This window comes from Flavobacterium sp. W22_SRS_FP1, assembly GCF_052113685.1.
Lineage (GTDB): Bacteria > Bacteroidota > Bacteroidia > Flavobacteriales > Flavobacteriaceae > Flavobacterium.
On sequence record NZ_JBGQOE010000002.1, the window covers coordinates 20,402 to 45,552 of the forward strand.

Below are 25,151 nucleotides of genomic sequence, written 5' to 3' on the forward strand. Positions count from 1 at the left end.
CTCATAACTCACAACTCATAACTAAATAAAATGGATTTAAAAGAAAAATTACTATCGTCTTTTATGGCTTTTGAAGAGCGCGTCGATGTTCACTCTGAACTTCATGACGTGAGAACTTCGGCTATAAAAAACTTTGAAGATAAAGGTTTCCCAACCAAAAAAGATGAAGCATGGAAATACACCTCGCTAAACGCCATCTTAAAAAATGACTATACCGTTTTTCCTAAAAAGGACACTGAAATTGAATTTAACCAAGTAAAAAAATACTTTCTACACGAGGTCGACACTTATAAATTAGTATTTGTAGACGGCGTATTTAGTTCCTACTTGTCATCGACAACTCACGAAGGAATCGATGTTTGTTTAATGTCATCGGCATTGACAAAACCAAAATACAAAATGGTTATTGATACCTACTTTAACAAAATTGCCAATAAAGACGACAGTTTGACTTCGCTTAATACGGCTTTTGCTATTGAAGGTGCTTATATTAATATCCCAAAAAGTAAAGTGGCGGACAAACCTATTGAAATCATGTATTTCTCTACAGGAAACGAATCGGCACTTATGGTACAGCCTCGTAACTTGGTAGTTGTTGGTGAAAACTCTCATGTCCAAATTATAGAACGTCACCAAAGCTTGACCGAAAATCCAGTCCTAACGAATTCCGTTACCGAGATTTTCGCTCAAAAACGTGCAATTGTTGATTATTATAAAATACAAAACGATACTCTTGAGGCCAACCTTATAGACAACACTTATGTTTCTCAGAAACAAGAAAGCCATATTTCGGTTCACACTTTCTCTTTTGGAGGAAACATAACTAGAAACAACTTGAACTTTTACCATTTTGGCGAAAGATTGACAAGCACCTTGAACGGAATAACCATTATTGGCGAGAAACAACACGTAGATCACTTCACCCTAGTGCAGCATTCTACTCCTAATTGCGAAAGTTTCCAAGATTATAAAGGAATATATTCCGACCGCTCAACAGGTGTTTTCAACGGAAAAATATACGTAGAGAAAGAGGCTCAAAAAACGAATGCTTTTCAAAAAAGCAACAACATTTTATTGGGTGACAAATCTACCATAAACGCTAAACCGCAATTGGAAATTTTTGCTGATGACGTAAAATGTTCACACGGTTGTACTGTAGGGCAATTAGACGAAACTGCTCTTTTCTATATGCAAGCACGGGGAATTCCTAAAAAAGAAGCTAAAGCTTTATTGATGTACGCGTTCTCGAACGTGGTTATCGACAACATCAAAATACCCGAGTTGAAACAACGAATCACCAAAATCATTGCTACTAAATTGGGCGTGAAAATGGGTTTTGATTTGTAGTTTTCAACTGCAACCCCGATAACTATCGGGATGAGAAGTAATACGCAAAGGGCGCAGAGTTTAAATATTAAACTTTGCGCCCTTTGCAATTTTACTTTAGGTTCTATGGTTAAATTTATTTTTTTATTGTTGCGATTATTCCACTTAACATTCCGTTAAAGTCAAATTCAGGGTCTTCTTTGAGACCCATTCGAACAATTACTAAATCATTGGACTGAATAATGGCTACCATCTGCCCCTGAAAACCACTGCAAAAATACATCTCTCTGGGAACGTCAGGAAACCTTCCTCCAGCATTCAGCCAAAACTGTGCTCCATATTCTCCCTTAGATGTATTGGTTGGCTTTGCCGAGTATTTCACCCAACTTTCTTCAAGAATTTGCTCTCCATTCCAGTTACCTTTGTGTAAATACAACAACCCAAATTTTGACCAGTCTCTAGTAGTTGCCCACCCATAGGAAGAGCCCACATAATTCCCTGCCATATCCGTTTCTATAACCATGGAATTCATTCCAATCTTGTCAATCAAGGCTGAATACCAAAAATCTAAATATTCTTGATGCGTTTTGAATTGTTGGCGTAAAATCCCGGAAAGCAAATTAGTAGTTCCTGACGAATAATTCCAATGCGTATCGGGTTTGAATGCCGCCGGTTTTTCCAATTGCGCTCTAGACATGTCTTCAGACATAAAAAGCATTTTGGTCGCGTCGCAAATCGTGCTGTAATTCTCTTCCCATTCCAGACCGGAGTTCATATGAAGCAAATCGTTGGTCGTGATACTCTTTCGGCTATCATTCTTCCATTCCGCTACGGGAGCGGGTTTGTAAATATCGTATTTGCCTTGTTTTTGCAAAACACCAAACATGGCGCTGGTTATGCTTTTGGTCATCGACCAGCCTAGAATTTTACTGTCTTTATTGAAATCCCTATCATATTTTTCGGCTATAATCTTGTCTTTGTAAATCACTAACAAGGACCGTGTTCTTTTGTCCTTTTTACCCTCGACATCAAAAGCATTGGCAACCACCGAATTTAATTTGGCATAATCAACGTTACTGAATACCGTATCTTTTGGTTCCTTATTGCCGTAGGGGAAAGCAAGGTTGTTGCTCACTGCAGTCCTTTTCGGAACTTCATATGGTTTTGTTTCGTCAAAATCGCTGTCAATCAGGGTAACTCCCAAGCCCTTTCGATAAATCGCTTTACGCTCCTTAAATCCATATACCGAAGCAGTAGCGAACTTCCCGTTTTCGACAATGGTATTTGTGGCCAAATCAATCATGTCGATATCGTTGTCCCCGTTCTCTATCAATTTTTGCGGACGGTTATCTATAAAATGACCCGAAGCCACACTTTTGGCAGAAAATCCGGAAATCAAATCAAGTTTTGGGTAATTAGTAAACCCTAAATAGGAGATTAAGATAAATCCAGTTAATCCCAGAACTTTCAAGAATTTTTTCATAGTAGTTAATTGTGCAACAATGCTATATAATTATTTTTTACTTACGAATCTACTAATTTTATTTGATAAAAAATCTAAAATTAACACCCGTAAATTGATAAGTTTATGGCTATAACAATTTAGTTTTTCTTACTTTTGTAAGGACAAAAATTCTCAATAAAAAGATGTTAGATATACATAAAATTAGAGCTGATTTCCCTATTCTTTCAAGAAAAGTAAACGGGAAACCATTAGTTTATTTCGATAACGGAGCCACTTCTCAGAAGCCACAAGTAGTGATTGACGCGATTTCTAAATATTACGAAGAAATCAATGCAAACATTCATCGTGGCGTACATACCTTGAGCCAGCTGGCCACCGATGCCTACGAAGCTTCCCGTGGGAAAATTCAAAATCACATTAACGCGAAGTTTGCCCATGAAGTATTATTTACTTCAGGAACGACTTTTGGAATTAATTTGGTAGCCAACGGATTTGCTTCGATTTTGAAACCAGGTGATGAAGTTTTAGTTTCAGCAATGGAGCACCATAGTAATATTGTGCCTTGGCAAATGTTGTGCGAGAGAACGGGCGCGACGCTAAAAGTAATTCCCATGAATGACAATGGCGAATTAATTATGGCCGAATACGATACATTGCTTTCCGATAAGACAAAAATCGTAACAGTCAACCATATTTCGAACGCACTTGGAACAGTCAATCCAATTAAATATATCATTGACAAAGCCCATGCCTTTGGAGCAGCTGTTTTAATAGATGGGGCGCAAGCCGTTCCGCACGTCAAACCGGATGTTCAAGCTTTGGATTGCGATTTTTACGTTTTTTCAGGACACAAAATCTGTGGTCCAACAGGGATTGGGGTTTTATACGGCAAAGAAAGTTGGCTGAATAAGCTACCCCCTTATCAAGGTGGAGGCGAAATGATCAAAGATGTTTCTTTTGAGAAAACCACTTACGCTGAATTACCCCATAAATTTGAAGCGGGAACACCCAATGTGGCAGGAGGAATCGTTCTTGGAACAGCTGTTGACTATATGAATTCTGTTGGTTTTGACAACATTCAACAACAAGAGTTAGAATTATTAGAGTATGGAACGCGACGATTGCTAGAAATTGAAGGTTTGAAAATCTATGGTACAGCAGCAATAAAAACTTCTGTAATTTCGTTTAATATTGAAGGGATTCATCCTTACGATATTGGCACCATTATTGACAAACTGGGAATAGCTGTACGAACTGGGCACCATTGTGCACAACCGATCATGAGTTATTTCAAGATTCCGGGAACCATAAGAGCCTCGTTCTCCTTCTATAATACAAAAGAGGAAATTGATATTATGGTGGAAGCCATTAAGAGAGCAACAGCAATGTTATCCTAATACCTACAGCATGAAACTACTATCCTTATTGTTCCTGACCCTTTTTCTGGGGAAAGCTTGTTCAGATCACAAAAAACAGGACATCGAAGCCGCTGTTATTGAGTACGTGGCAAACACAAGGGGGTTTTATCAAAAAATCACTGTGCAAGGACAAACGGTGAGGATCTCTAAAGACCGCACCGGCAAAGAGAAAACTGTTGCGACAAAAATTTCAGATGCGGATTGGGAAGAGATGGTAAAATCTTTCAAAATGATAGAATTGGATAGTTTAATAAAATTAAAAGCCCCCACAGAAAAACGTTTTTATGACGGTGCGGCAATTGCTAATTTAAAAATCATATATAAAGATAAAGTTTACGAAACCATTGCTTTTGATCACGGTTTTCCGCCAAAAGAAATTGAAAAATTGGTAAACAAAATAACCTCATTTGCAAAACAAGACAATGAAAATTAAAGATATACAAGAAGAAATCGTAGCCGAATTCTCCATGTTTGACGACTGGATGGAACGTTACGAATACATCATCGAATTAGGAAAGAACCTTCCTTTAATAAAAGAAGAATTCAAAACAGAAAACAACCTTATCAAAGGCTGTCAGTCAAAAGTATGGCTGCAAGGCGAACAAGATGAAGACAAAGTAGCCTTCACCGCGGATAGTGATGCGATCCTAACAAAAGGGATTATTGCTATTTTAATTCGGACTTTTTCCAATCAAAGCCCTGCGGATATTCTCGACGCTAACATGGACTTCATTGACGAAATAGGTTTGAAAGAACATTTGTCACCAACACGTGCAAACGGTTTGGTTTCGATGATTAAAAACATTAAAATGTACGCTTTGGCATTCAACTCGAAGAATTAATTATCAAGACCAACCATTTTTTAAAACATATAAGTCACATAAGTTTCTTTAATTCAAATATACACTAACTTTATCATAATCAACATCTGAAGAGGACTATGAAAATAACAAGGAGTTATCTAAAAGACTTAGTTTATCAGGTTAATGGAGCGGCAATTGAAGTTCATAAAAGTATAGGTCCGGGACTTTTAGAAAGCATTTATCATCAATGCCTTAAAAAAGAACTGGAATTACGAAAAATAAATTATTCTTCTGAATTATTGCTGCCTTTAAGATATAAGGGACACGAACTGGAGTCCAAACTAAGATGTGATTTATTTGTAGAAAACACTCTTGTCGTTGAATTAAAAGCGGTAAATGATATACATCCAATTTTTGAGGCACAATTGCTCACTTATATGAATTTATTAAATGCACCAATCGGTTTGTTGATTAACTTTAATGTGAAAAACATTTTCTACGAAGGTCAAAAAACAATGGTAAATGAATTTTATAGCAGGCTTGAGGAATAAAAAAAATCAACATATAACTCATCTCAGCAAATGACTTAGAGGGTTAAGAATACATTAAGCACTAAAACAGAATAAAAACTTACATGACTTATATGTTTAAAAAGACGTTAAGCATTAAAACAGAATAAAAATAAACTAAACTAAAAATGATGGAAGAAGCAAGTATAGATACCAATGATTTAGGAGAAGCAATCGTAAAAAAGTTAAAAACAATTTACGACCCTGAAATACCGGTCGATATTTACGAATTAGGATTGATCTACGACGTAATGGTCAACACAGACTATGAAGTAAAAATCTTGATGACTTTAACCTCTCCTAACTGTCCAGTAGCGGAAAGTTTACCTAGAGAAGTCGAAGAAAAAATAAAGTCAATCGAACACGTAAAGGATGCTGAAGTAGAAATTACTTTTGATCCACCATGGAGCAAAGACTTAATGAGCGAGGAAGCGAAATTAGAATTAGGAATGCTTTAAAAAAAGTGTTCAGTGTTCAGTATTCAGTCCAGAACTGATCACTGATCACAAATAATTACTACAAATATGGAAGAAATTATAAACAAAGTGGCCACTAGCGCTCTGGAAGTATTCGATCTTGAAGATCATTATCCAAAGGGTGTTCGTGCTCAAATAGATATTTCACAATGGCTGTTGGAAGGTTTTTTACTAAAAGAAAAAGACTTTAGAGAGCAGCTCAGAAATCATGATTGGGCGCAATATCAAGATCAGTTTGTAGCCATCAATTGCAGTACAGATGCTATAGTTCCAGCCTGGGCTTCTATATTGGTAACTATTCAAGTGGCGCCGTATGCTAAGAAAATTGTCGATGGCACTATAGAAGATTTAGATGCTTCTCTTTATGAAGAATTACTAGCCAAAGTTGATTATTCTGTCTACGCAAATAAAGCTGTTATCATCAAAGGCTGTTCTAAAAAACCAGTACCCATGAGGGCTTATCTTATAGTAGCACATAATCTACAAGGTTTAGCTAGAAGCATAATGTATGGCGAAGCTTGCTCCGCAGTTCCCCTGTACAAGGCAAAAAAATAGATTGCTTACAAATACAAAGACATGAAAAAAACACTGCTATCTTTTGTATTGCTTTTGGCCGTGGTTGCCGTAAATGCTCAGGAGTTTGCAAAAGACACCGTAAAGCTTTGGACCAAAAAAGGAAATATATCCTTACTTTTCAACCAATCTGCGTACAACAAACAATGGCTTGGTGGTGGAACATCGAACATTGCAGGGAATTTTAGCTTAAATTATGACTTCAATTATAAAAAAGGAGATGTCGTTTGGGAAAATAAATTTATCGCAGCTTATGGATTGACCAAAATAAAAGGGGATAACCAAATAGCCAAAACTGACGATCGATTGGAGTTAAACTCACTTTGGGGTAAAAAAGCCAAAGGCGACTGGTACTACTCGTTGTTCTTTAATTTTAAAACCCAAATGGATGCGGGTTCGGACAAGGATAATCTTAAGATTTCGCATTTATTTTCACCGGCTTATTTTCAATTTGGACCCGGAATGTTATGGAAGAAAAGCAATAACTTAAGTGTCAACTTTTCCCCCTCTACCGCTAAACTGATTCTTGTTCACGAGCATTTTACTGAATTCGGACCTTCGTTTGGTGTACTACAGGGTGACAGTTCCCGTTTTGAATTTGGAGCCAGTGTTTCTGTTAATTATAAGTTTAACGTGATGACGAACGTATCTATTGAGAATCGTTTGAATTTATATTCTAACTATTTGGACAATCCACAAAATGTAGACATCGATTACCAAATGCATTTGGTTATGAAAATTAACAAATACCTGTCTGCCAACGTCGTTTTGCAAACAATATACGATGACAACTCCATACAAGCCGTTCAGGTAAGTGAAGTTTTTGGAATTGGAGTTAATTATGGTTTCTAGGAGCCAACAAAATAAGCATACAAAAAGCTCTTTTGAAAAGTTTCAAAAGGGCTTTTTAATTTTGGTTAATCACGTGATTGTGGCCAAAGGAAATACTATTTTTTCTTGTCGAATTGGCAAAGTAATTCCATCAATATGCTCTTTTTTAAAGAGCTGTGCTACAAATGCTTAATTTTGTTTTAAAAATGAAGTTATACAGCTTTTGCTTTAGGCTATCGAGCAGTATTTCACCTCCAAATCTATTCTCTCATATCTAGATGATCACCATCTTTATTCTTTTAGACTCTATTTTATCTAACCAATTGAACATTTCACTAAAGGCTTTTTCCCGCACACTTCTACGTGATAAGAACAGATCATGTTGCGCATTTTCAATCTCTAGTAAAGTAACTTGCTTTGCCAGTTTTGCAGCTACTCTTTTCATCTTATTAATGTCTAATACAATATCTTTAGACATGGCCTCCTCTGAAAATGTTGAAATTTCACTAGAAGAGTCTGAATGCATAACTAAAACAGGAACCTCTATATTTGAATTTGCCAGTCTTTTATGTCCTTTTTGTACAGCTAAAAGCCAAGCAAAATAGGTAGGCAATGTTATGGGTTTCCATTCTAAGTTATAATCCCATAAACCATAAAAATCTTTATGAATGCTTTGTGCGTAAGCGGGAGATAAAGCTCCATGCACTTTTGCATATGGTAATATACTCGTAATTAGTTTCGCGGCTAGGCAGACAATAGCAATCTGAAAACTGTTCTGGTTGAAGTCTAAAAAAGGGGAATTTAAAATAAGCCCTTTTATTAAATCTTTTTCCTGACCATCATTCATATAATTACTTGCGATCAATCCTCCCGTTGAATGACCTAATAGAAAAATATCTCCATTACCACATTCATGAATCTGACGGATTGCTATTGTGATTTCTTCATAATATTCACTGATGTCCTTGCAGTAATTAGGATGTTGACGGACTAACAATGACCGTCCATATTTCCTGAGGTCAAGTGCATAAAAATCAAAATGATTTGCATTGAATTTCTCCCCCAGATGTGCCTGAAAAAAATAGTCAACATAACCATGCAGGTATAACACACTCTTTCTATTCCCGAGGTTAAATTTTGAACTAACGAGAGTTGCTGTAACTTCCCCTCCGTAATCTGGCGTTAGCTTAATTGTTTCACTCGTGTAGTCTTTAACGATATCCATATCTGAATTATTACAAGTTCGAAATTATAGTAAGTTTACGACCGTTTAATTTATTTTGTAAACGTATCGTATGCTTATCATGTGTGGAGCTGAAATTTGTTTTAACTAATTCTAATCGTACAAAGCCGCTAGTTATTTAGAGTCATAACGCTTATTTACCCCTGAACTAAAATACAACAACTCTACAACATTAGCAAACAGCGGGAGAAAAAGAAAGTGATTCCTAACCACCTCATTTTCATACAAAAGCCAAAAGTTTTTTTGCTCTAATTTTCAAGTATTTTTGCTACAATACTCTCAACATGTATCTCGGTAGTGTTAAATATTTTAATATCTACAAAATCAGACTGTTTTAAAATCAAAGGCAGTTCTGTACCTCCTAAAATCAAACCTTCTATAGATTCTTTTTCTTTTAATTCTTTTATAATCTGAATTAATCGCAGTTTGGTTTCAGGTACTATCTTATTAAAAACCAACTCTGTCATATATTTATTATGAATGTAATCCTGTTTATCGTTATCCGGTATAATTACATCAATTCCATATTTCTCAGCTACATTATTATAAAAACCATTAGTCATAGTCGATTTAGTACCCAATAACCCAACTCGATTTATCTTATTATCTTTAATTTCCTTACAAGTGGCCTCAACAATACTGATCAATGGAGTATTTGACTTTTTAGCTAATCTATCAAAAACAATGTGCGGCGTATTTGATGCAATTGCAATATAATCAACCCCGGTTTTTTCTAAATCATTAATTCTCTCCATAAGAAAATCAACCAATTTATCGAGTTGGTTATTAAAAACATAATCAAGCATTTGAGTCATGTTGATACTATTGATAATTAGTTCAGGATAATCCTTTGTGTTTCGCTTTTCTTGAAACCCTTTTATTATCAAACGGTAATACTCAATTGATGATTCAGGTCCTATTCCTCCAATTAATCCAATTTTTTTCATTTCCATGTAGGTTTATTTATGATTGGGTCATAACTTATTTATGTGAATATTACAATCAGCCTAAATGCTTCAATTCGGCCAGCTTATTAGTAGTATTTCAAATATATCGCTTTTTCCTTATACATCGACTGAAAAACTACGATAGCAATTAATTCCGAAGTCTCGCATGAAGGATGGCAGTGAAAATCCTTTTATGGAGCGATAGCGCAATAAAAGATTGTAGCGTACAGCCTGACGCTGCTGTAACGGAGTGAAAGCTGGGGCATGCCCAAAAAAAATCCCTTCTGAAAATGATCAAAAGGGATTTACTATTTTGTAAAGAATAGCAAAGATTACTCTATTACTTCTTCTTTGTCTTCTTTGTCTTCTTTCTCGACAGCGTCTTTATAATCTGGATATAAAAACTTGTTGTAAGGGAAACGCGTAATATGAATGTGCCTTACCGCTTCGTATACTCGCTCTCTGAACTCTTCGAAATTCTCTTTGTTAGTTGCTGATATAAACAAGGCATTCTCCTCTCCTACGCGACCCATCCATGTGGATTTCCACTCCTGAAGCGTGTAATGTCTTGGTGTTTTTTCGGTCATCAAATCATCCTCATCGATGGTCAAATGTTTGTAAGCATCAATTTTATTAAAAACCATAATTACTGGCTTGTCATTAGCTTTGATGTCCAATAAAGTTTGGTTTACTGATGCAATGTGATCCTCAAATTCAGGATGTGAAATATCCACGACATGCAGTAGCAGATCAGCTTCACGAACCTCATCCAAGGTGCTTTTGAAAGAATCGACCAGTTGTGTTGGCAGTTTTCTGATGAAACCTACGGTGTCAGACAGTAAGAAAGGTAAGTTTTTGATGACTACTTTTCGAACTGTGGTATCCAAAGTTGCGAAAAGCTTGTTCTCTACAAAAACGTCACTTTTACCAATGGCATTCATCAATGTTGATTTTCCCACATTAGTATAACCAACCAAAGCAACACGAACCATGGCGCCACGATTCCCACGTTGCGTTCCCATTTGCTTGTCGATTGCTTTAATTTTATCTTTCAATAAAGCTATTCTATCGCGAACTATACGTCTGTCAGTTTCGATCTCTGTTTCCCCGGGACCGCGCATTCCAATTCCTCCTTTTTGACGCTCGAGGTGTGTCCACATTCCAGAAAGTCGAGGTAATAAATATTGGCACTGGGCCAGTTCTACCTGTGTTCTCGCATAAGAAGTTTCGGCACGTTGCGCAAAAATATCAAGGATAAGGTGCGTTCTATCAAGGATTTTACATTCGATAATTATTTTTGAAATATTTTTTTGTTGGGAAGGAGATAACTCATCATCAAAAACCAAGGTAGAAATATCATTTTCTTTTACAAATTGATGAATCTCTTCAATTTTTCCAGTTCCTACAAATGTTTTAGGATTGGGACGTTCCATTTTTTGTGAAAAACGTTTCACCACTTCTCCGCCAGCTGTATAGGTCAAAAACTCCAATTCGTCGAGATATTCTTTTAATTTCTCTTCGCTTTGGTTTTGAGTTACTATACCGACAATGGCCGTTTTTTCGAAATTTATTGTTTCTTTTTCTAACATAACTTTGAATAAGTTACAAATTTAATCATTTGTTAGGGACTTATAGAATTTATGCGTTCATAAAAAACGATAGCTCTACAAAATGATATTTTTTAGAGCTGATCAATCGCAATATGTTTGCGACGTTTTATTTAGCCGCGAATTACATTGATTTCCGCTGATTCTTTTTTCATTGCAAAGAGCTTGATAAAACAATACAAATGGAATTACAGCCAATGGGTTATTTTAATTATTTTTACACGAATTAATACTCCTTTGATGAATCGATTATTGACCTTACTTATTGTAGCGCTATTTCCCGTTCTTCTTATTGGGCAAAATAATTTCAACTCTTTATTAGATGAGTTAGACAAAACAGTAGACAATCATCAACTGTATTCCACAAAAAAAGAGGATAAAATAAACAAGCTGAAAGAACTGCTGAAACTGACTACCAACAATCTTCAACAATATGAAATCGGCCAAAAATTATTTGATGAATACAAACTGTATCAATCGGATTCAGCCTTAGTTTACGCCAGAAAGAATGTACAACTAGCCAGTACGCTAAAAGATCTCTCAAAAATTGATTCGGCCAAATTAAATTTGGCTTCCATAATGGGAACATTAGGAATGTATAAAGAAGCCACCGATGTTCTTTATAAAATGAACATGCAACTTTCAGCTGATCTTAAAGGTGTTTTTTACCATGTCAATACTACTATTTACGGTTCGATGTCTGATTATGCAGCATCACCTCAAGAAAAAAAGAAATATGAGCTATTGACGCAGCAGTATCGGGATTCTACAATACAGTCCTATCCATCCAGTTCAAAATTAAGACTTATTGACCAAGCGAGTAAACTAATTGGCAACCAAAAATATGATGAAACGCTTCGTTTATTACTTGATTATTTCCCAACTATACCAGAAAACAATCCAGATCAGGCAATTGTAGCTTACTTAATTTCGCAATCCTATCATGGAAAAAAGGAAGTTGAACAAGAAAAAAAATGGTTGGCTATTTCTGCGATATCCGACCTGCAGCTGGCAAAGAAAGAATACATTTCGCTACGTTCATTAGCCTATATATTATATCAAGACGGCGACATCGACCGATCCTACAAGTATATGAAACGGGCTCTTGAAGATGCGCTTTTTTGCAATGCACGTTTGAGAACCTACGAAATTTCAAAAATGATGCCCATCATCAATGAAGCCTATCAAAAACAAAATGAAACTAATCGATCTCAATTAATCTTGTTTCTACTCAGCGCAAGCGTCTTATCTCTGTTTTTGATGGCCGCCTTATTTATGCTTTTCAAGCAAATGAAAAAATTATCTACTGCAAAACAGGAAATCAGCATCGCTAATAGTCAACTTTCGAAATTAAATAGCGAATTGTCTGTCTTTAACCAAAAACTAAATGAAACCAACAATACGCTTTCTGAAACTAATTTATTAAAAGAAATTTACATTGGCCGTTATATGGATCAATGTTCTGATTATATAGGAAAGCTAGAAGGATACCGCCGCAAACTAAACCTAATGGCAACTACGGGGAAAATGAACGATTTGGTAAGCGCCGTGAAGTCGAAAGCGTTTATTGAAAATGAACTAGCAACGTTTTACACCAATTTTGACCAAACCTTTTTACAGCTATTCCCACATTTTATAAAAGAATTTTCGGCTTTGCTTATAGATAATGAAATAACGCAATTGAAAGAAGGCGAATTGCTAAATACCGAATTACGAATTTTTGCATTGATCCGTTTGGGAATAAAAGACAGTGCCAAAATTGCTGTTTTTCTACGTTATTCTGTGTCGACCATTTATAATTATCGTTCCCAACTAAAAAATAAAGCAGTAGGTCCTCGCGAGGAATTTGAAGCCAAAGTGATGCAAATAGGAACTAATAAAAAATTATAAAATTCCTTTCTAAAGTAGTTTTTTAGAATAAAACTAGCTTAACCAGCTATTTCAGATTCTAAAACAACCACTTTTTTTAAAACCTAATTATATTTAAAATATTGATTTTAAACGAGTTAATTTAAAATCAATCACTTTCAATCTACTTTTTTAAAACGGACAATAAAGTACAGCTGTAAAGAGCCTACTTTTACTTTCCAGAAATTTCAAACGCTAAAAATTTTCATTGCTCTTTAATTAAATCGATTGTGCGCCAACTCCGTTTTTACAGAATGAGAATTGACATTTTCACTTTAGACAAAGATTAAAAGAACAACCATAAAATAAAGTGTTTAATTTTGAACTATTATAGAACCAAAAATTAACTAGTAATTTATATTAAATAAAATGAAACAGTATCTTTTCTCACTACTCTTCAGTTTAACGTTTTTAAGTAACGTTTCTGCACAAGAATTAAAATCGCCCAATCAAAAATTTCAAATGGAGTTTTCATTGTTAGCTGATGGTACTCCAAGCTACACTTTGAGTTACAAAGGGAGAGTAGTTATAAAACCCAGCAAACTGGGTCTTGAACTAAAAAGCGACAAAAAAACAATGTTGTATGATTTGACTTTTAGTACAAATGCATCTGAAAAAGACTTGCTGTTTGACAAAAATTCATTGTTAAATAATTTTACGATAAAAGACAGCCAAACAAGTACTTTTGATGAAACTTGGAAACCTGTTTGGGGCGAAGAAGATCAAATTCGCAATCATTATAACGAATTGGCTATTACTCTGAACCAAAGCGAAACAAACAGACAGATCGTTATTCGTTTCCGTTTGTTTGACGATGGTCTTGGTTTTCGTTACGAATTCCCTACTCAAAAAAACCTGACTTATTTTATAATCAAAGAAGAAAGAACCCAGTTTGCCATGACAGGCGATCATACTGCTTTTTGGATTCCGGGAGATTATGATACTCAAGAATATGACTATACGACCTCAAAATTATCAGAAATTAGAGGGTTAACAGAAAAAGCTAAAACAGACAATGTTTCCCAGACTACTTTTTCACCAACAGGAGTGCAAACTTCGTTGATGATGAAAACTTCTGACGGGATCTACATCAACTTACACGAAGCGGCATTAATCGATTATTCTTGCATGCATTTGAACCTAGATGACAAGAATATGGTATTTGAATCTTGGTTGACACCAAGTGCAAATGGAGACAAAGGAAATATGCAAGCGCCTCACCATTCTCCATGGCGTACCATTATTGTTAGTGACGATGCTCGTGATATTCTAGCTTCAAAAATGACTTTAAATTTAAATGACCCTTGCAAAATTGAAGATACTTCATGGATCAAACCAGTTAAGTATGTTGGTGTTTGGTGGGAAATGATTACAGGAAAAAGTTCTTGGTCGTTTACAAATGAATTCCCATCAGTACAATTAGGGATTACAGATTACTCAAAAGCAAAACCAAATGGGACTCATGGCGCAACCACAACTAATGTAAAAAAATACATTGATTTCGCTGCTGCGAATGGTTTTGGTGGAGTTCTGGTTGAAGGTTGGAATGAAGGTTGGGAAGATTGGTTTGGACATGCAAAAGATTATGTATTCGACTTTGTAACTCCTTATCCAGATTTTGATGTGAAAGGAATTCACGCTTACGCAAAAGCAAAAGGGGTAAAAATGATCATGCATCATGAAACTTCTGGATCCATTCGTAACTATGAACGTCATATGGACGAAGCGTATCAGTTTATGAAAGACAACGGTTATGATGCAGTAAAAAGTGGTTATGTAGGTGATATTTTACCTAAAGGGGAAAACCATTATGACCAATGGTCTGTAAACCATTATCAATATGCACTTGAAAAAGCAGCCGAATATAAAATCATGATCAATGCACATGAGGCCGTTCGCCCTACAGGAATTTCTAGAACATATCCAAACTTAATTGGTAATGAAGCGGCTAGAGGAACCGAATACCAATCTTTTGGAGGATCAAAACCAAATCACGTAACCGTTTTGCCGTTTACTCGCTTGATTGGTGGACCAATGGATTATACTCCTGGGATTTTTGAAATGGATTTATCAAAATTGAATCCTGATAATCATTCTCATGTAAACAGTACTCTTGCAAATCAATTGGCCTTGTATGTAACCATGTATAGTCCGTTGCAAATGGCAGCCGATCTACCTGAAAACTACAACCGCTTTTTAGATGCATTTCAGTTTATAAAAGATGTGGCTATCGATTGGACAGTGAGCAACTACCTAGAGGCAGAGCCAGGGCAATATATCACCGTAGCAAGAAAAGCAAAAGGAACTAACAACTGGTTTGTGGGGAATGTAAATGGGGAAACGCCACGTACTTCAAACATTAAGTTTGATTTCTTAGAAAAGGGTAAGAAATATGAAGCTACTATTTATGCTGATGCAAAGGATGCCCATTACAAAACAAATCCTCAAGCATATACCATTCGCAAAATGACGGTAACAAGCAAATCAAAATTAGCGCAGTTATCTGCTCAAGGTGGAGGTTACGCCATTAGCTTGATCGAAATCAAAAAATAATTTCTTGTCCTGAAAAAATAATACAGATTTAAGAAACAACAAAAAGGCTGTCCGAATGGACAGCCTTTTTGTTGTTTATAGGAATTTAAACTAATAAACTTTTATCAGTTTTACTTCAAAAATAAGTACAGCGCCACCAGGAATAGAGCCTTGACCATTACTTCCATAACCTAGGTTAGAAGGAATTAAAAGAATCCCATTTCCCCCCTCTTTAAAATAAGGAATACCCTCTGTCCAGCCTTTTATTACTTGTTGTAAACCAAATGAAATACCTTCGGCTGCACTCTCGTCAAACACAGATCCATCAGTAAAATAGCCTTTATATGCAACTTTTACAGTAGAGTTCGCAGTAGGTCTAACCCCAGTTCCAGTATTATTAATGATATAATACAGGCCTGAATCGCTTTTCTGGGCAGTTAAATTATTTTTTGTTATGTAAGCACTGATTTCTTCCTCATTTTGGGCAGTATAATCGACTTCTTTGTCTTTCGAACAAGACATAAAAAGAGTAAAAACTAGTGCAATTAAAGTGTATTTCATAGTAAAATTATTTTTAGAATGGCAAATATAGTCAATTCAGCAATTGCCTTTTATAAAAATTATTTATCTCCATAAATCTGAACATCATCTACTTGAAAAGCCCCATCCAACGCTAGATTTTTTCCGGATCCAATGTACTTAAATGCAATATTGATTTTCCCAGTATACGAGGATAAATCCACTCCGCCACTTCCTACAAACTGATACCAAGGCGTGGCTTGTTTTGGCAATATAACTGAGACTGGAACCCAAGTTGCTGTTTTTACATTCAGTCCGTCAAAATTAGTAGAAACATAGACTTCTAAAGTATTCAAAGGTGAATCGACATCGAGATGATGCTGTGCGGTTCTAAAAGTTAATATTTCATTAGTATGACTATCCATGTCAATTTTTGGCGAAATTAACCATGCGATATTAGAAACTACCTTTGTCCCGCTTATATTAAATTCGGCATAACCATTTCCAGAATACACCGTCCCTTTCCAAAAAAGCGTGCCGCTCTGAACGATGTTTGCCCAACCTGGAAGGCTCAAGTTCGATTTGTCAACAACATTTTTAAAATCTTCAGAAAAGAACGGAATCCCTCGTACACCTGAAATCGTAACATCATTTTCAGAGCGAGCCACCAATTGATAATCGGTCCCAAACTTGGTTAACACCCCTCTCACTTTTCCGCTTCCTTCGGGCACTAGTTTACTGGCGAAATTAGCGTAGCTACTCGTTCTAAAAATAACTTGATTTCCTTGTTTGTCTAACAAACTCCAATTCGTCGCTCCGCCAATGTTATTTGTTTCTTCAAAGTAATGACGTCCTATTGCTGCTTCTGCAAACTGCACATCAGACAACTCCACAAGCGTATTCAAGTTAGAATCCTGAAGCAAATCTGAGATAGAAATAGGCCTAACCAATTGCTCTTCTGTTAAAGTGGTGCAGGAAGCATGCAAAACATTTTTATAGTCATTTTGAGATAGTCGGCCCACAGCTCCTTCGTTATACGTATTGACATAAATCCCTCCTATTCGCAAACTGCCATAATTGATATCCGTATATTGGTTTTTTAATTTTATATATACTTTATTTCCCAATCTAAAATCAACATAGGTATTAGTTGCATCCACGGGAACGCTAAATCCGATAGCTGGCGTTGTAGCTGTAGCCAAAGTTTGAAAGGAAATGCTCTTGAAAAAATTACCGTTTTCTTCTGTAGAGATAACATAGGCTTCAATTACATCATCATATAGATATTGTGAAACAATAGCTCCAGCAGTGCCGTGAACTTCAGCAACTGTTTTATTTACTACTAAATCAGGTTGATTGCAGGTAAGTTGTGGAACAGCAACCTCATCATTGACACAAGATGAAAAGAACAATGCCCAAAGCAGCAAAGAAATAAGGGTAAAGGAAGTAGCTTTCATAATAGATAATTATTTATAAATTGAAACTAAGGTTTACAAAATAGGTTCTCCCGTACCCATAAAAATATTTATTGCCAAACGAGGGAGTTCCGCTGGAAACATCTTGATCGAGTTGTCTGAAATTAGCATTTCGTGCTTGTTCATATCCTCCTGTTTTATATTTAGTGTCTAATACATTATTGACACTCACAAAAAGCCCTAAATATTTTCCTCTAATCCGCCAGGATTTCCCTCCCGTACAATTGAGTAACATCACTGGGTCAAATTTTTCTTGTTGTAGTAATTCTGCTGCTCTTTGTTCCGTTGCTTCGGGAAAAGTAAATCCACTTGCGGGATTCGTATAAAAACTATTCGTTCTGGAAATGGGAGATACATCAATGTAGGTTTCTGCTAGATAATTAATATTAGTGCCAATCCACCAGTATTTAGGATCCCGATACTCTATTCCTAATGCATAAGCCTGCTGCGGCATTCCGGCTTGTTTGTAGTTTTTCAGTAACGCCTTTCCAAAATCAAATGACGGGTTAGTGTTTTCAATGGTGGCAACGGCGTCATTATTAACACTTAAATTAGGATTGCAATCATAGGTGTATTTACCATAGGCCGCTGATAAACTCGTTTTTATTGTGGCACTCCATTGGTATTCTAAACTAAACTCGGCACCAATGTTTTTTTTATCCAAATGTGTTAATGTCTGACTCACAAAGGCGTTCGTATTAGTGTAGCCTGCGCCATTATCAAAAATTCCTTCCGCATAAAAAAACGAAGTCTTTGTTGCGTCTTTTATAGTGGTATAATAGGCTGTAATTCTTGTTTTAAGTTTGGGAGAACGGAATAAGTAACTAGCATCCAAACTGTTTATATTTTCACTTTGCAAACCGTCTACAATGGAATTATTCAGTCGGGAATTAGGAAAGCTGTTCCTAATAGTTGGCGCTTTAGTCAAGTGAGCTGCGTTAAAAGTCAGTGATTGTTTACCTGATAATTTAGAGACGAATCCTCCTTTGAACCCGAAGTTTTCAAATTGCACTTTCTCACTTTTACCAAAAGATAGCGTCTCATAAATCCCATTTTTGTACAAACCTTCCCTTTGATAAATGCTACTGGAGAAGGATTGTGCCAAATAGAAATCAACTTTATCATAGGAGAATTTGAACTGGCTAAAAGCATCTAATTTGTTGGCAGCATAATTATAATTGTATCCGTAAGCATCGCCCACAAGCACTTGTCTGTCCGGGTTATTCAAATCAGATTGTGCTTGATTTCCATTATAAAACCCATCAATATCTTCAAAATAAGTTCCGCCTAACAGATCCAAAAGCTTTTGATAATTATGGGATTTTAAATTACTGAATGAACCACCAGCATTCATAATAAGGTTTTCATTTAATTGTGTGTTGAATGTTGAATAAATAGTCCAAGTTTTGTCATCGGTACGGTCTTCATATAAAACATAATGGCTTTGTGCGGCTTCATAGCCCGAAATATTTCCATTTGCATCTAAAACAGGGTTTTGGTTGGCTCTGTACATCGCGTTCCAATCGACTTGTGGATTGGCTAGAAATTGAATCCTACTTTTCTCCGCATTTTCAAAATCGGGGGTAAAAGCACCTGAAAACTCTCCTTGATCTTGTGCATAAAGCGACGTATAATAAGAAGGCAATTTTCTAAAATAGGCTGGGTCAGGGCTATTCACGCTTTGATAATCGATGTTACTATTCCCTATTTTTCCAAATTGATACATTACACTCGTATTCCAATTCGTATGGTCATTTATTTTGAAAAAATGATTTAGCATCAAAATGGGTTCTTCGATGGTTTTGGTCCTTGCATTTCTCTGCTTTCCCTCTTGAAAACCCCAATAGGAATTATACTTTTCAGAAGTTAATTGGGTAACCTCGGCTGTATTTGGGGAATTTTTTCCTCGCGTATTGGGTGTGTAAAAGCCCGTAAAATTGAGGGAATGATTTTCGTTTAACTTTTTTTCGACGCTCATAAAAAGAGAATTTCCGTCATAAGTTGTGCCCTCAAAATAGCCTTCTTGTGCCAATCGTTTTCCTGCCGAAACGACAAAAGCCCAACCGCTGCTGCCCATTCCAGAAGCGTAAGTTCCCATGGTTCGCCAACTATAATTGGTATTAGTACCCGAAACCGTGATTCGGGTGCCTGTTCTGTAAATTGAAGCGCGAGTATTGATTTCTTGGGTTCCAAGAATTCCCCCGAAAGTATAATCGGAAGGGGCTGTTCCTATTGAAAATTCCTGATTGCGGGTGGCGTCATTAAGTCCGCCCCAGTTTCCCCACTGCGGTCTGCCATCATACAACTTATTCATGGCAACACCATTAATCATTGTGGTCGCGTTTTCGCTATCTAACCCCCGAATCCTAAATCGTGCCTGACCCCAATTGAAAGCGGCAGCTTGTTGAAAAGCATCTTTGGAGGATTGCAAAAGCCCCGAAGTAGTTTCAGATCCGCTATTGTCATCGCCAAGGTCGGTGTCGAAAAGCCGGATCATGCTCGTTTGCACTTCGGCGATTTGGTCCTCTTCCATAATAATAGTTCCCAAATCAAGAAGTTGACTTGAAATTATTGTCACTGGAATCAAGGCATCCTTGAAACCCTGACTGTGGAACAGAATCAAATACTCCCCTTCGACTACGTTTTCAAAAGTAAATTTACCATCGGTTGACGTTAGTTGCATTAAAGTGGTATTCTGAATCGAAACAACAACAGTTGCTAGCGGTTTCTGGCTTTTAGAATCGAGAACTGTTCCCTTAATCCCCGTTTCATTTTGTGCAAAAGTCAACCCCAGCTGGAATAATAGAAAAATAGTCAGGAAAACGTTTTTCATAGGTGTATTTGTGTTTTTATAGGCTAACTAAATCCCTTTGAGACTTGGGAATTTTTTATTTAAATAAATTCGATTCATTTTTAATTTTAGACCATATAAAACCATCCCCAAAAGAGGAAATAATGGACGACAACCGAAAAAATGTTTTTGGAAAATTTAAAAAAAGCTATAAAACAGTGGTATTTAGAAAGCTAATCGTTTTTATTATCTGAAAATAAAAATTAAATGTAATTAAAATAGGGTTAAGTTGTTGGTTTCCAATGAAAATATTTTTTTTTAGTTTTATTATTGGACAATTTGCTTTGCAATGAGAAGCAAAGCATAGTTCGTAGTAAATAAGACTTGTGTCGAATAAAATACATTTATGATCTGTACGAACTTAAACCAACAAAAAGTTGTAGATAGTCGCGATGGTAGCAAGTATCCTTTATTGCTGGGTTTCGGCAGTAAAGATACTGCGTACAGCGGGTCTGGTTTTGTTATGAAAACGAAATCCTGTGCTCCTAAAACAACAACTACTGAATCGCTTTGATTCTAGAAACCATTAAGGCAATCAAAACTCCGAAAATACCGATAAAAGCGAAGGAGAATCGCAAACTTGATAATTCAGCTATGTATCCGATTACGGGCGGCCCCATCAAAAAACCAAGAAAACTCACACTTGAAACTGCCGTTAGCGCTTCTCCTGTTGGGATTGTAGGATGTTTACCCGCAAGGCTGTACAGAGTTGGAATAATGGTAGAAACGCCTAGTCCTACAAACATAAAAGCGATCGTTGCTGGAATTATAAAAGGAAAAAGTACTGCGGTAAACAAGCCCAAAGAAATGGTAACTCCGCTGATTTGCATGACTTTCTTCCGACCAAATTTCTGAATCAATCCGTCGCCAAAAAAGCGACCACTAGCCATCATAATCATAAAAGAAGTATAGCCCAAAATAACTAATGCACCGGGCGCTTTAATGACGTCTTTAAAATAAACACCACTCCAGTCGAACATAACCCCTTCGCTGGCCATGCTACAAAACCCAATGATTCCGAGCAAAATTAAAGAACGATCCGGTTTTTGAAACCCCTTTTTCTTTTGGGCTACTATCGTCTCTTTGGCTTTAATTAAGAATTTAAAATTAAAACTCACGAGTATCAGCACGACGGCCGCGACGATTAAAAAATGCACATAAGTAGACATTTTCAAGCTCAACATTCCAAAACCCACTAAGGCTCCTGTAAATCCTGCTAAGCTCCACATGCCATGAAAAGAGGACATGATTGTTCTTTTAAAGAGTCCTTCGGCATAAACGCCTTGAGTGTTTACAGATATATTTGATAAATTTCCAAAGAGTCCAAAAACAAATAATCCAAGAGCCAATTGCCAAGAATTTTGAGCTAATCCCAAATTCGTTAAACTAAAGGCATACATTAAAATAGAAAAAAGCAGAATGCGATGGCTCCCAAAACGAGTGACCAGTTTACCCGAGAAAATCATCATGACTAATTGGCCTGCAGGAACTGCAAACAAAATGCTTCCTAATTCTGCCGACCCTAAATCTAAAGCTGTTTTAATATCTGGAATTCGGCTTGCCCAGGTCGCAAAACACAATCCCATACCAAAATAATATGCCGAAACCGCCCAACGGGTTCTGTTGAGATAGGAAGCCTTGACATTTTCATAGGTTTTCTTGTATTTTCCCTTGGCTTTAAATTGTGCAATAAATCTTAAATCTAACAAAATAACGGTCTTTATTAATTTGAAGTGCAAAAATACAAAAAGCAATCGCGCAGCGTAATTAAATCCGTTTCGGCTCAGGAATTATAACGTTATTGTTTGTAAATAGAATCTCTCGTAATAAAGTTATAACTAAAAAGGCCGCAGATTCACTGATTTTATAATTTATCAAATCAGTGAATCTGCGGTCAAATTTCTATATTTACCCAATGAATGCTATAAATCGATTACTTTATTTTGAGCGCTGCTTTGAATTGCAGCCTCAATAATCTGCATTACTCTTACGCCATCTTCTGCCGTTACAGGTTCAACAGTATTATTTGTAATTGAATTATAAACCCCATCAAAAAAAGCATAATAGTTTCCTTGTAAAGTGGGAATTTTTCCGTTCATGAGTACTCCGTCTATGTCAGTGTGCAGTATTCCTTCTTTTTCTATGGCCTCTTTTCCCCATGACTCTAAGTTGGGTTTTTTACCTAATTTCAAATCGTCTTCTTGCACATCTCCGCGCGGTTTAAGGAAAGATCCTTTTTTGCCATGGATTTGATAGGCCGCGATGGCTTCTCTGACAAAGAAACTGGCTTTCAATCGCACTCTAAAAGTATCATAATACAAAACGATATCAATCCAATCATCAACTAAAGAATGTTCGCGAGTGGTTCGCACATCAGCAAAGACAGCATTGGGAAAACCAAATAAATAGACCGCCTGATCTATCAAATGTGGACCCAAATCCTTGAGAATACCAGCTCCCGCATTGGCGGTTTCCTTATGTTGCTTCGGACTCAAATTAGGATTGTATCTGTCAAAATGAAACTCGGCTTCCACAATTTCTCCCAAAACGGCATCCGAAATGACTTGTTGTACTGTTTTGAGGTCACTATCCCACCTTCTGTTTTGAAAAACGGACAACTTCAATCCTTTTTCTTCGGCTATAGCTGCTAATTCTTGCGCTTCAGCGACGGTAGTAGTAAATGCTTTTTCGACTATAGCATGTTTTCCTGCCAACAGTACTTTCTTAGCATATTCAAAATGCGTTCCTACTGGTGTGTTGACAACAACTAAATCAACATCTTCTGCTAGAAGAGCTTCCAATGTGGCATAACTTTTTACCTCTGGATAATCCTGCTGTATCAATTTCTTGCTTCTTTCCCAAGATCCAAGCAGTTCAAATCCAGGGTGAATTTCCAAAAATGGAGCGTGAAAAACTTTCCCGGACATTCCGTAGGAAAGCAAAGCGGTTTTTATTTTGTGCATAGGTTGCTATTTTTTATGGAACGCGAATGAGTCGGATTTTACGGATTATCGCGGTTTATTTAATTCTTAGTTTTTAAATTTAAACATATAAGTCATATAAGAAATGGAAAAAGCAGTTTATTACTATTCTACGCTATCTAAAACTTAAATCACCTTATAGACTTAGCTTTCTATATTTTATCAGCATAGAAAAAAACTTATATGACTTATCTGTTTCAAAAATTGCATTCGCAAACTCAACACTCCAACTTACTTCACCTTATAAGCATAGCTTTCTATATTTTACCTGCATAGAGAAAAACTTATATGACTTATATGTTTGAAAAATTGCATTCGCAAATTAAACACTCCAACTTATTTGACTTATATGTTTCAAACATTTATCTCACTTTGGCTCTGTCATATTGTTTTGGCCATTGCACATCCGTATTCAATGCTTTTGCAAATGTCAAACCCAGATTTGGGTTCCTCAACGACTCTCTGGCAAACAATATCAAATCCGCTTTTCCAGAAGCAACAATTTCTTCGGCTTGGACTGCTTCGGTTATTAATCCAACTGCTCCGGTTAAAACCCCAGTTTCTTTTTTGATTCTTTCTGCAAAAGCCACTTGATAATTAGGTCCTAGTGGAATTTGTTGGTGCAAAACTAATCCGCCAGAAGAGACATCGATTAAATCGACTTCTTTTTCTTTTAGAATTTTCGAAAGTTGCACTGATTCCTCGATGTTCCATCCGCCTTCCGCCCAATCTGTTGCAGAGATACGAACAAACAAGGGCAAGTCCTCCGGCCATTCTGATTGTACCGCTGCCAAAACTTCGAGTGTAAAACGGATTCGGTTTTCAAAACTCCCTCCATATTCATCTCTTCTTAAATTTGACAATGGCGAAAGAAATTGATGTAACAAATATCCGTGGGCTGCATGAATTTCCATTACTTTAAAACCTGATTGTACCGCTCTTTTTGTGGCCAATTTAAAATCAGAAATAACTTTTTGGATTCCTTGTTTGTCTAGGGCTATCGTCGTTTCATCATCATGAAATCCAATTTTGCTTGGCGCCACAGTTTCCCATCCCCCATGAGCAGGATCAAGTTTCTTGCCGCCTTCCCATGGTGTGGCCGCACTGGCCTTTCTGCCAGCATGTGCCAATTGAATACCGGGAACCGAGTTTTGCCCGATGATGAAACGGTTTATTTGTTGCATCTTTTCAATTTGTTCGTCTTTCCAAAGCCCTAAATCTCCTGGAGAAATTCGGCCTTCCGGAGAAACCGAAGTCGCTTCCTGAATGATTAGTCCAGCCCCACCGCTAGCACGGCTGCCCAGATGTACGAGATGCCAATCATTGGCAAAGCCATCTTTTGCTGAATATTGACACATCGGCGAAATGGCGATTCTATTTTTTAGTGTAATGCTTTTTATCTGGAGTGGGCTGTATAGTATTGAAGACATAAATTTGATTTTAAAATGTTTCTGGTAAACAAAAAATGAGATTTACCATTAACATGTAAAGTTACATGACCTGCGTCTAAGTAAAAAATCTAATGGCACAATTGTTGACCAAGCATTTATTATATTGGCACATTCTAAACCTTTCAAGATAACTTAGAAAACCTTACTTTTGCACATCATTTAAAGAATCAAAATTA

20 protein-coding genes are annotated in these 25,151 nt (G+C 36.5%); 10 read left to right on the forward strand and 10 right to left on the reverse strand.

Annotated features, from left to right (window positions below; translation table 11 throughout):
* The first annotated feature begins 30 nt into the window (after positions 1 to 30).
* On the forward strand, positions 31 to 1,347 hold the full coding sequence (sufD, locus tag ACEN2H_RS01415; protein ID WP_441729701.1) for a Fe-S cluster assembly protein SufD: 1,317 nt from the start codon (positions 31 to 33) through the stop codon (positions 1,345 to 1,347).
* Positions 1,348 to 1,462: 115 nt separating this feature from the next.
* On the opposite strand, the gene ACEN2H_RS01420 is transcribed toward sufD, so the two are convergent.
* Positions 1,463 to 2,809, reverse strand: a complete 1,347-nt coding sequence (locus tag ACEN2H_RS01420) for a serine hydrolase domain-containing protein (protein WP_441729702.1) — start codon at positions 2,807 to 2,809, stop codon at positions 1,463 to 1,465.
* Between the two features lie 164 nt (positions 2,810 to 2,973).
* On the opposite strand from ACEN2H_RS01420, the gene ACEN2H_RS01425 reads away from it, so the two are divergent.
* The 7 genes from ACEN2H_RS01425 (at position 2,974) to ACEN2H_RS01455 (ending at position 7,482) form a co-directional block, all read left to right on the forward strand.
* Positions 2,974 to 4,188 carry an aminotransferase class V-fold PLP-dependent enzyme gene (locus tag ACEN2H_RS01425; RefSeq protein ID WP_441729703.1) on the forward strand — a complete coding sequence of 405 codons (1,215 nt, stop codon included), beginning with the start codon at positions 2,974 to 2,976 and terminating at the stop codon, positions 4,186 to 4,188.
* A 10-nt stretch (positions 4,189 to 4,198) separates the two neighbouring features.
* Positions 4,199 to 4,642, forward strand: coding sequence for a hypothetical protein (locus tag ACEN2H_RS01430; RefSeq protein WP_441729704.1), 444 nt, complete (start codon positions 4,199 to 4,201; stop codon positions 4,640 to 4,642).
* A complete protein-coding gene (locus tag ACEN2H_RS01435) occupies positions 4,632 to 5,051 on the forward strand; it encodes a SufE family protein (protein ID WP_441729705.1) in 420 nt (139 codons plus the stop codon). The genes ACEN2H_RS01430 and ACEN2H_RS01435 overlap by 11 nt, the downstream gene beginning before the upstream one ends.
* Positions 5,052 to 5,149: 98 nt before the next feature.
* The gene (locus tag ACEN2H_RS01440) at positions 5,150 to 5,563 is read left to right on the forward strand and encodes a GxxExxY protein (protein WP_441729706.1); all 414 of its coding nucleotides are present in this window, start codon (positions 5,150 to 5,152) and stop codon (positions 5,561 to 5,563) included.
* 146 nt (positions 5,564 to 5,709) lie between these two features.
* Positions 5,710 to 6,039, forward strand: coding sequence for an SUF system Fe-S cluster assembly protein (locus ACEN2H_RS01445; RefSeq protein ID WP_441729707.1), 330 nt, complete (start codon positions 5,710 to 5,712; stop codon positions 6,037 to 6,039).
* 66 nt (positions 6,040 to 6,105) lie between these two features.
* On the forward strand, positions 6,106 to 6,612 hold the full coding sequence (locus ACEN2H_RS01450) for a DUF2480 family protein (RefSeq protein ID WP_441729708.1): 507 nt from the start codon (positions 6,106 to 6,108) through the stop codon (positions 6,610 to 6,612).
* A 21-nt stretch (positions 6,613 to 6,633) separates the two neighbouring features.
* On the forward strand, positions 6,634 to 7,482 hold the full coding sequence (locus ACEN2H_RS01455) for a DUF3078 domain-containing protein (protein ID WP_441729709.1): 849 nt from the start codon (positions 6,634 to 6,636) through the stop codon (positions 7,480 to 7,482).
* A 253-nt stretch (positions 7,483 to 7,735) separates the two neighbouring features.
* On the opposite strand, the gene ACEN2H_RS01460 is transcribed toward ACEN2H_RS01455, so the two are convergent.
* The 3 genes from ACEN2H_RS01460 to hflX form a co-directional block, all read right to left on the reverse strand.
* Positions 7,736 to 8,686: an alpha/beta hydrolase gene (locus ACEN2H_RS01460; protein ID WP_441729710.1), complete on the reverse strand. Its 951-nt coding sequence runs from the start codon at positions 8,684 to 8,686 to the stop codon at positions 7,736 to 7,738.
* Between the two features lie 266 nt (positions 8,687 to 8,952).
* Entirely contained in the window at positions 8,953 to 9,651 is a 699-nt protein-coding gene (locus ACEN2H_RS01465) for an aspartate/glutamate racemase family protein (protein ID WP_441729711.1), read from the reverse strand.
* A 332-nt stretch (positions 9,652 to 9,983) separates the two neighbouring features.
* The gene (gene hflX, locus ACEN2H_RS01470; RefSeq protein ID WP_441729713.1) at positions 9,984 to 11,240 is read right to left on the reverse strand and encodes a GTPase HflX; all 1,257 of its coding nucleotides are present in this window, start codon (positions 11,238 to 11,240) and stop codon (positions 9,984 to 9,986) included.
* Positions 11,241 to 11,498: 258 nt separating this feature from the next.
* Here hflX and ACEN2H_RS01475 point away from each other — a divergent pair, with 258 nt between their 5' ends.
* A complete protein-coding gene (locus ACEN2H_RS01475; RefSeq protein ID WP_441729715.1) occupies positions 11,499 to 13,148 on the forward strand; it encodes a DUF6377 domain-containing protein in 1,650 nt (549 codons plus the stop codon).
* A 387-nt stretch (positions 13,149 to 13,535) separates the two neighbouring features.
* The gene (locus ACEN2H_RS01480; protein WP_441729716.1) at positions 13,536 to 15,719 is read left to right on the forward strand and encodes a glycoside hydrolase family 97 protein; all 2,184 of its coding nucleotides are present in this window, start codon (positions 13,536 to 13,538) and stop codon (positions 15,717 to 15,719) included.
* A gap of 90 nt (positions 15,720 to 15,809) precedes the next feature.
* Here ACEN2H_RS01480 and ACEN2H_RS01485 read toward each other — a convergent pair whose 3' ends face one another.
* The 6 genes from ACEN2H_RS01485 to ACEN2H_RS01510 form a co-directional block, all read right to left on the reverse strand.
* Positions 15,810 to 16,259 carry an FKBP-type peptidyl-prolyl cis-trans isomerase gene (locus tag ACEN2H_RS01485; protein ID WP_441729717.1) on the reverse strand — a complete coding sequence of 150 codons (450 nt, stop codon included), beginning with the start codon at positions 16,257 to 16,259 and terminating at the stop codon, positions 15,810 to 15,812.
* 59 nt (positions 16,260 to 16,318) lie between these two features.
* Complete coding sequence (locus ACEN2H_RS01490; RefSeq protein ID WP_441729718.1) at positions 16,319 to 17,674, reverse strand: DUF5689 domain-containing protein; 1,356 nt, start codon at positions 17,672 to 17,674, stop codon at positions 16,319 to 16,321.
* A gap of 13 nt (positions 17,675 to 17,687) precedes the next feature.
* A complete protein-coding gene (locus tag ACEN2H_RS01495) occupies positions 17,688 to 20,525 on the reverse strand; it encodes a carboxypeptidase-like regulatory domain-containing protein (protein WP_441729719.1) in 2,838 nt (945 codons plus the stop codon).
* A gap of 515 nt (positions 20,526 to 21,040) precedes the next feature.
* Entirely contained in the window at positions 21,041 to 22,252 is a 1,212-nt protein-coding gene (locus ACEN2H_RS01500; protein WP_441729720.1) for an MFS transporter, read from the reverse strand.
* A 213-nt stretch (positions 22,253 to 22,465) separates the two neighbouring features.
* Positions 22,466 to 23,506 (reverse strand): Gfo/Idh/MocA family oxidoreductase, encoded by a 1,041-nt coding sequence (locus ACEN2H_RS01505; RefSeq protein ID WP_441729721.1) that lies wholly within the window; start codon positions 23,504 to 23,506, stop codon positions 22,466 to 22,468.
* 380 nt (positions 23,507 to 23,886) lie between these two features.
* Positions 23,887 to 24,954: an NADH:flavin oxidoreductase/NADH oxidase gene (locus ACEN2H_RS01510; protein WP_441729723.1), complete on the reverse strand. Its 1,068-nt coding sequence runs from the start codon at positions 24,952 to 24,954 to the stop codon at positions 23,887 to 23,889.
* Positions 24,955 to 25,151: the final 197 nt, after the last annotated feature.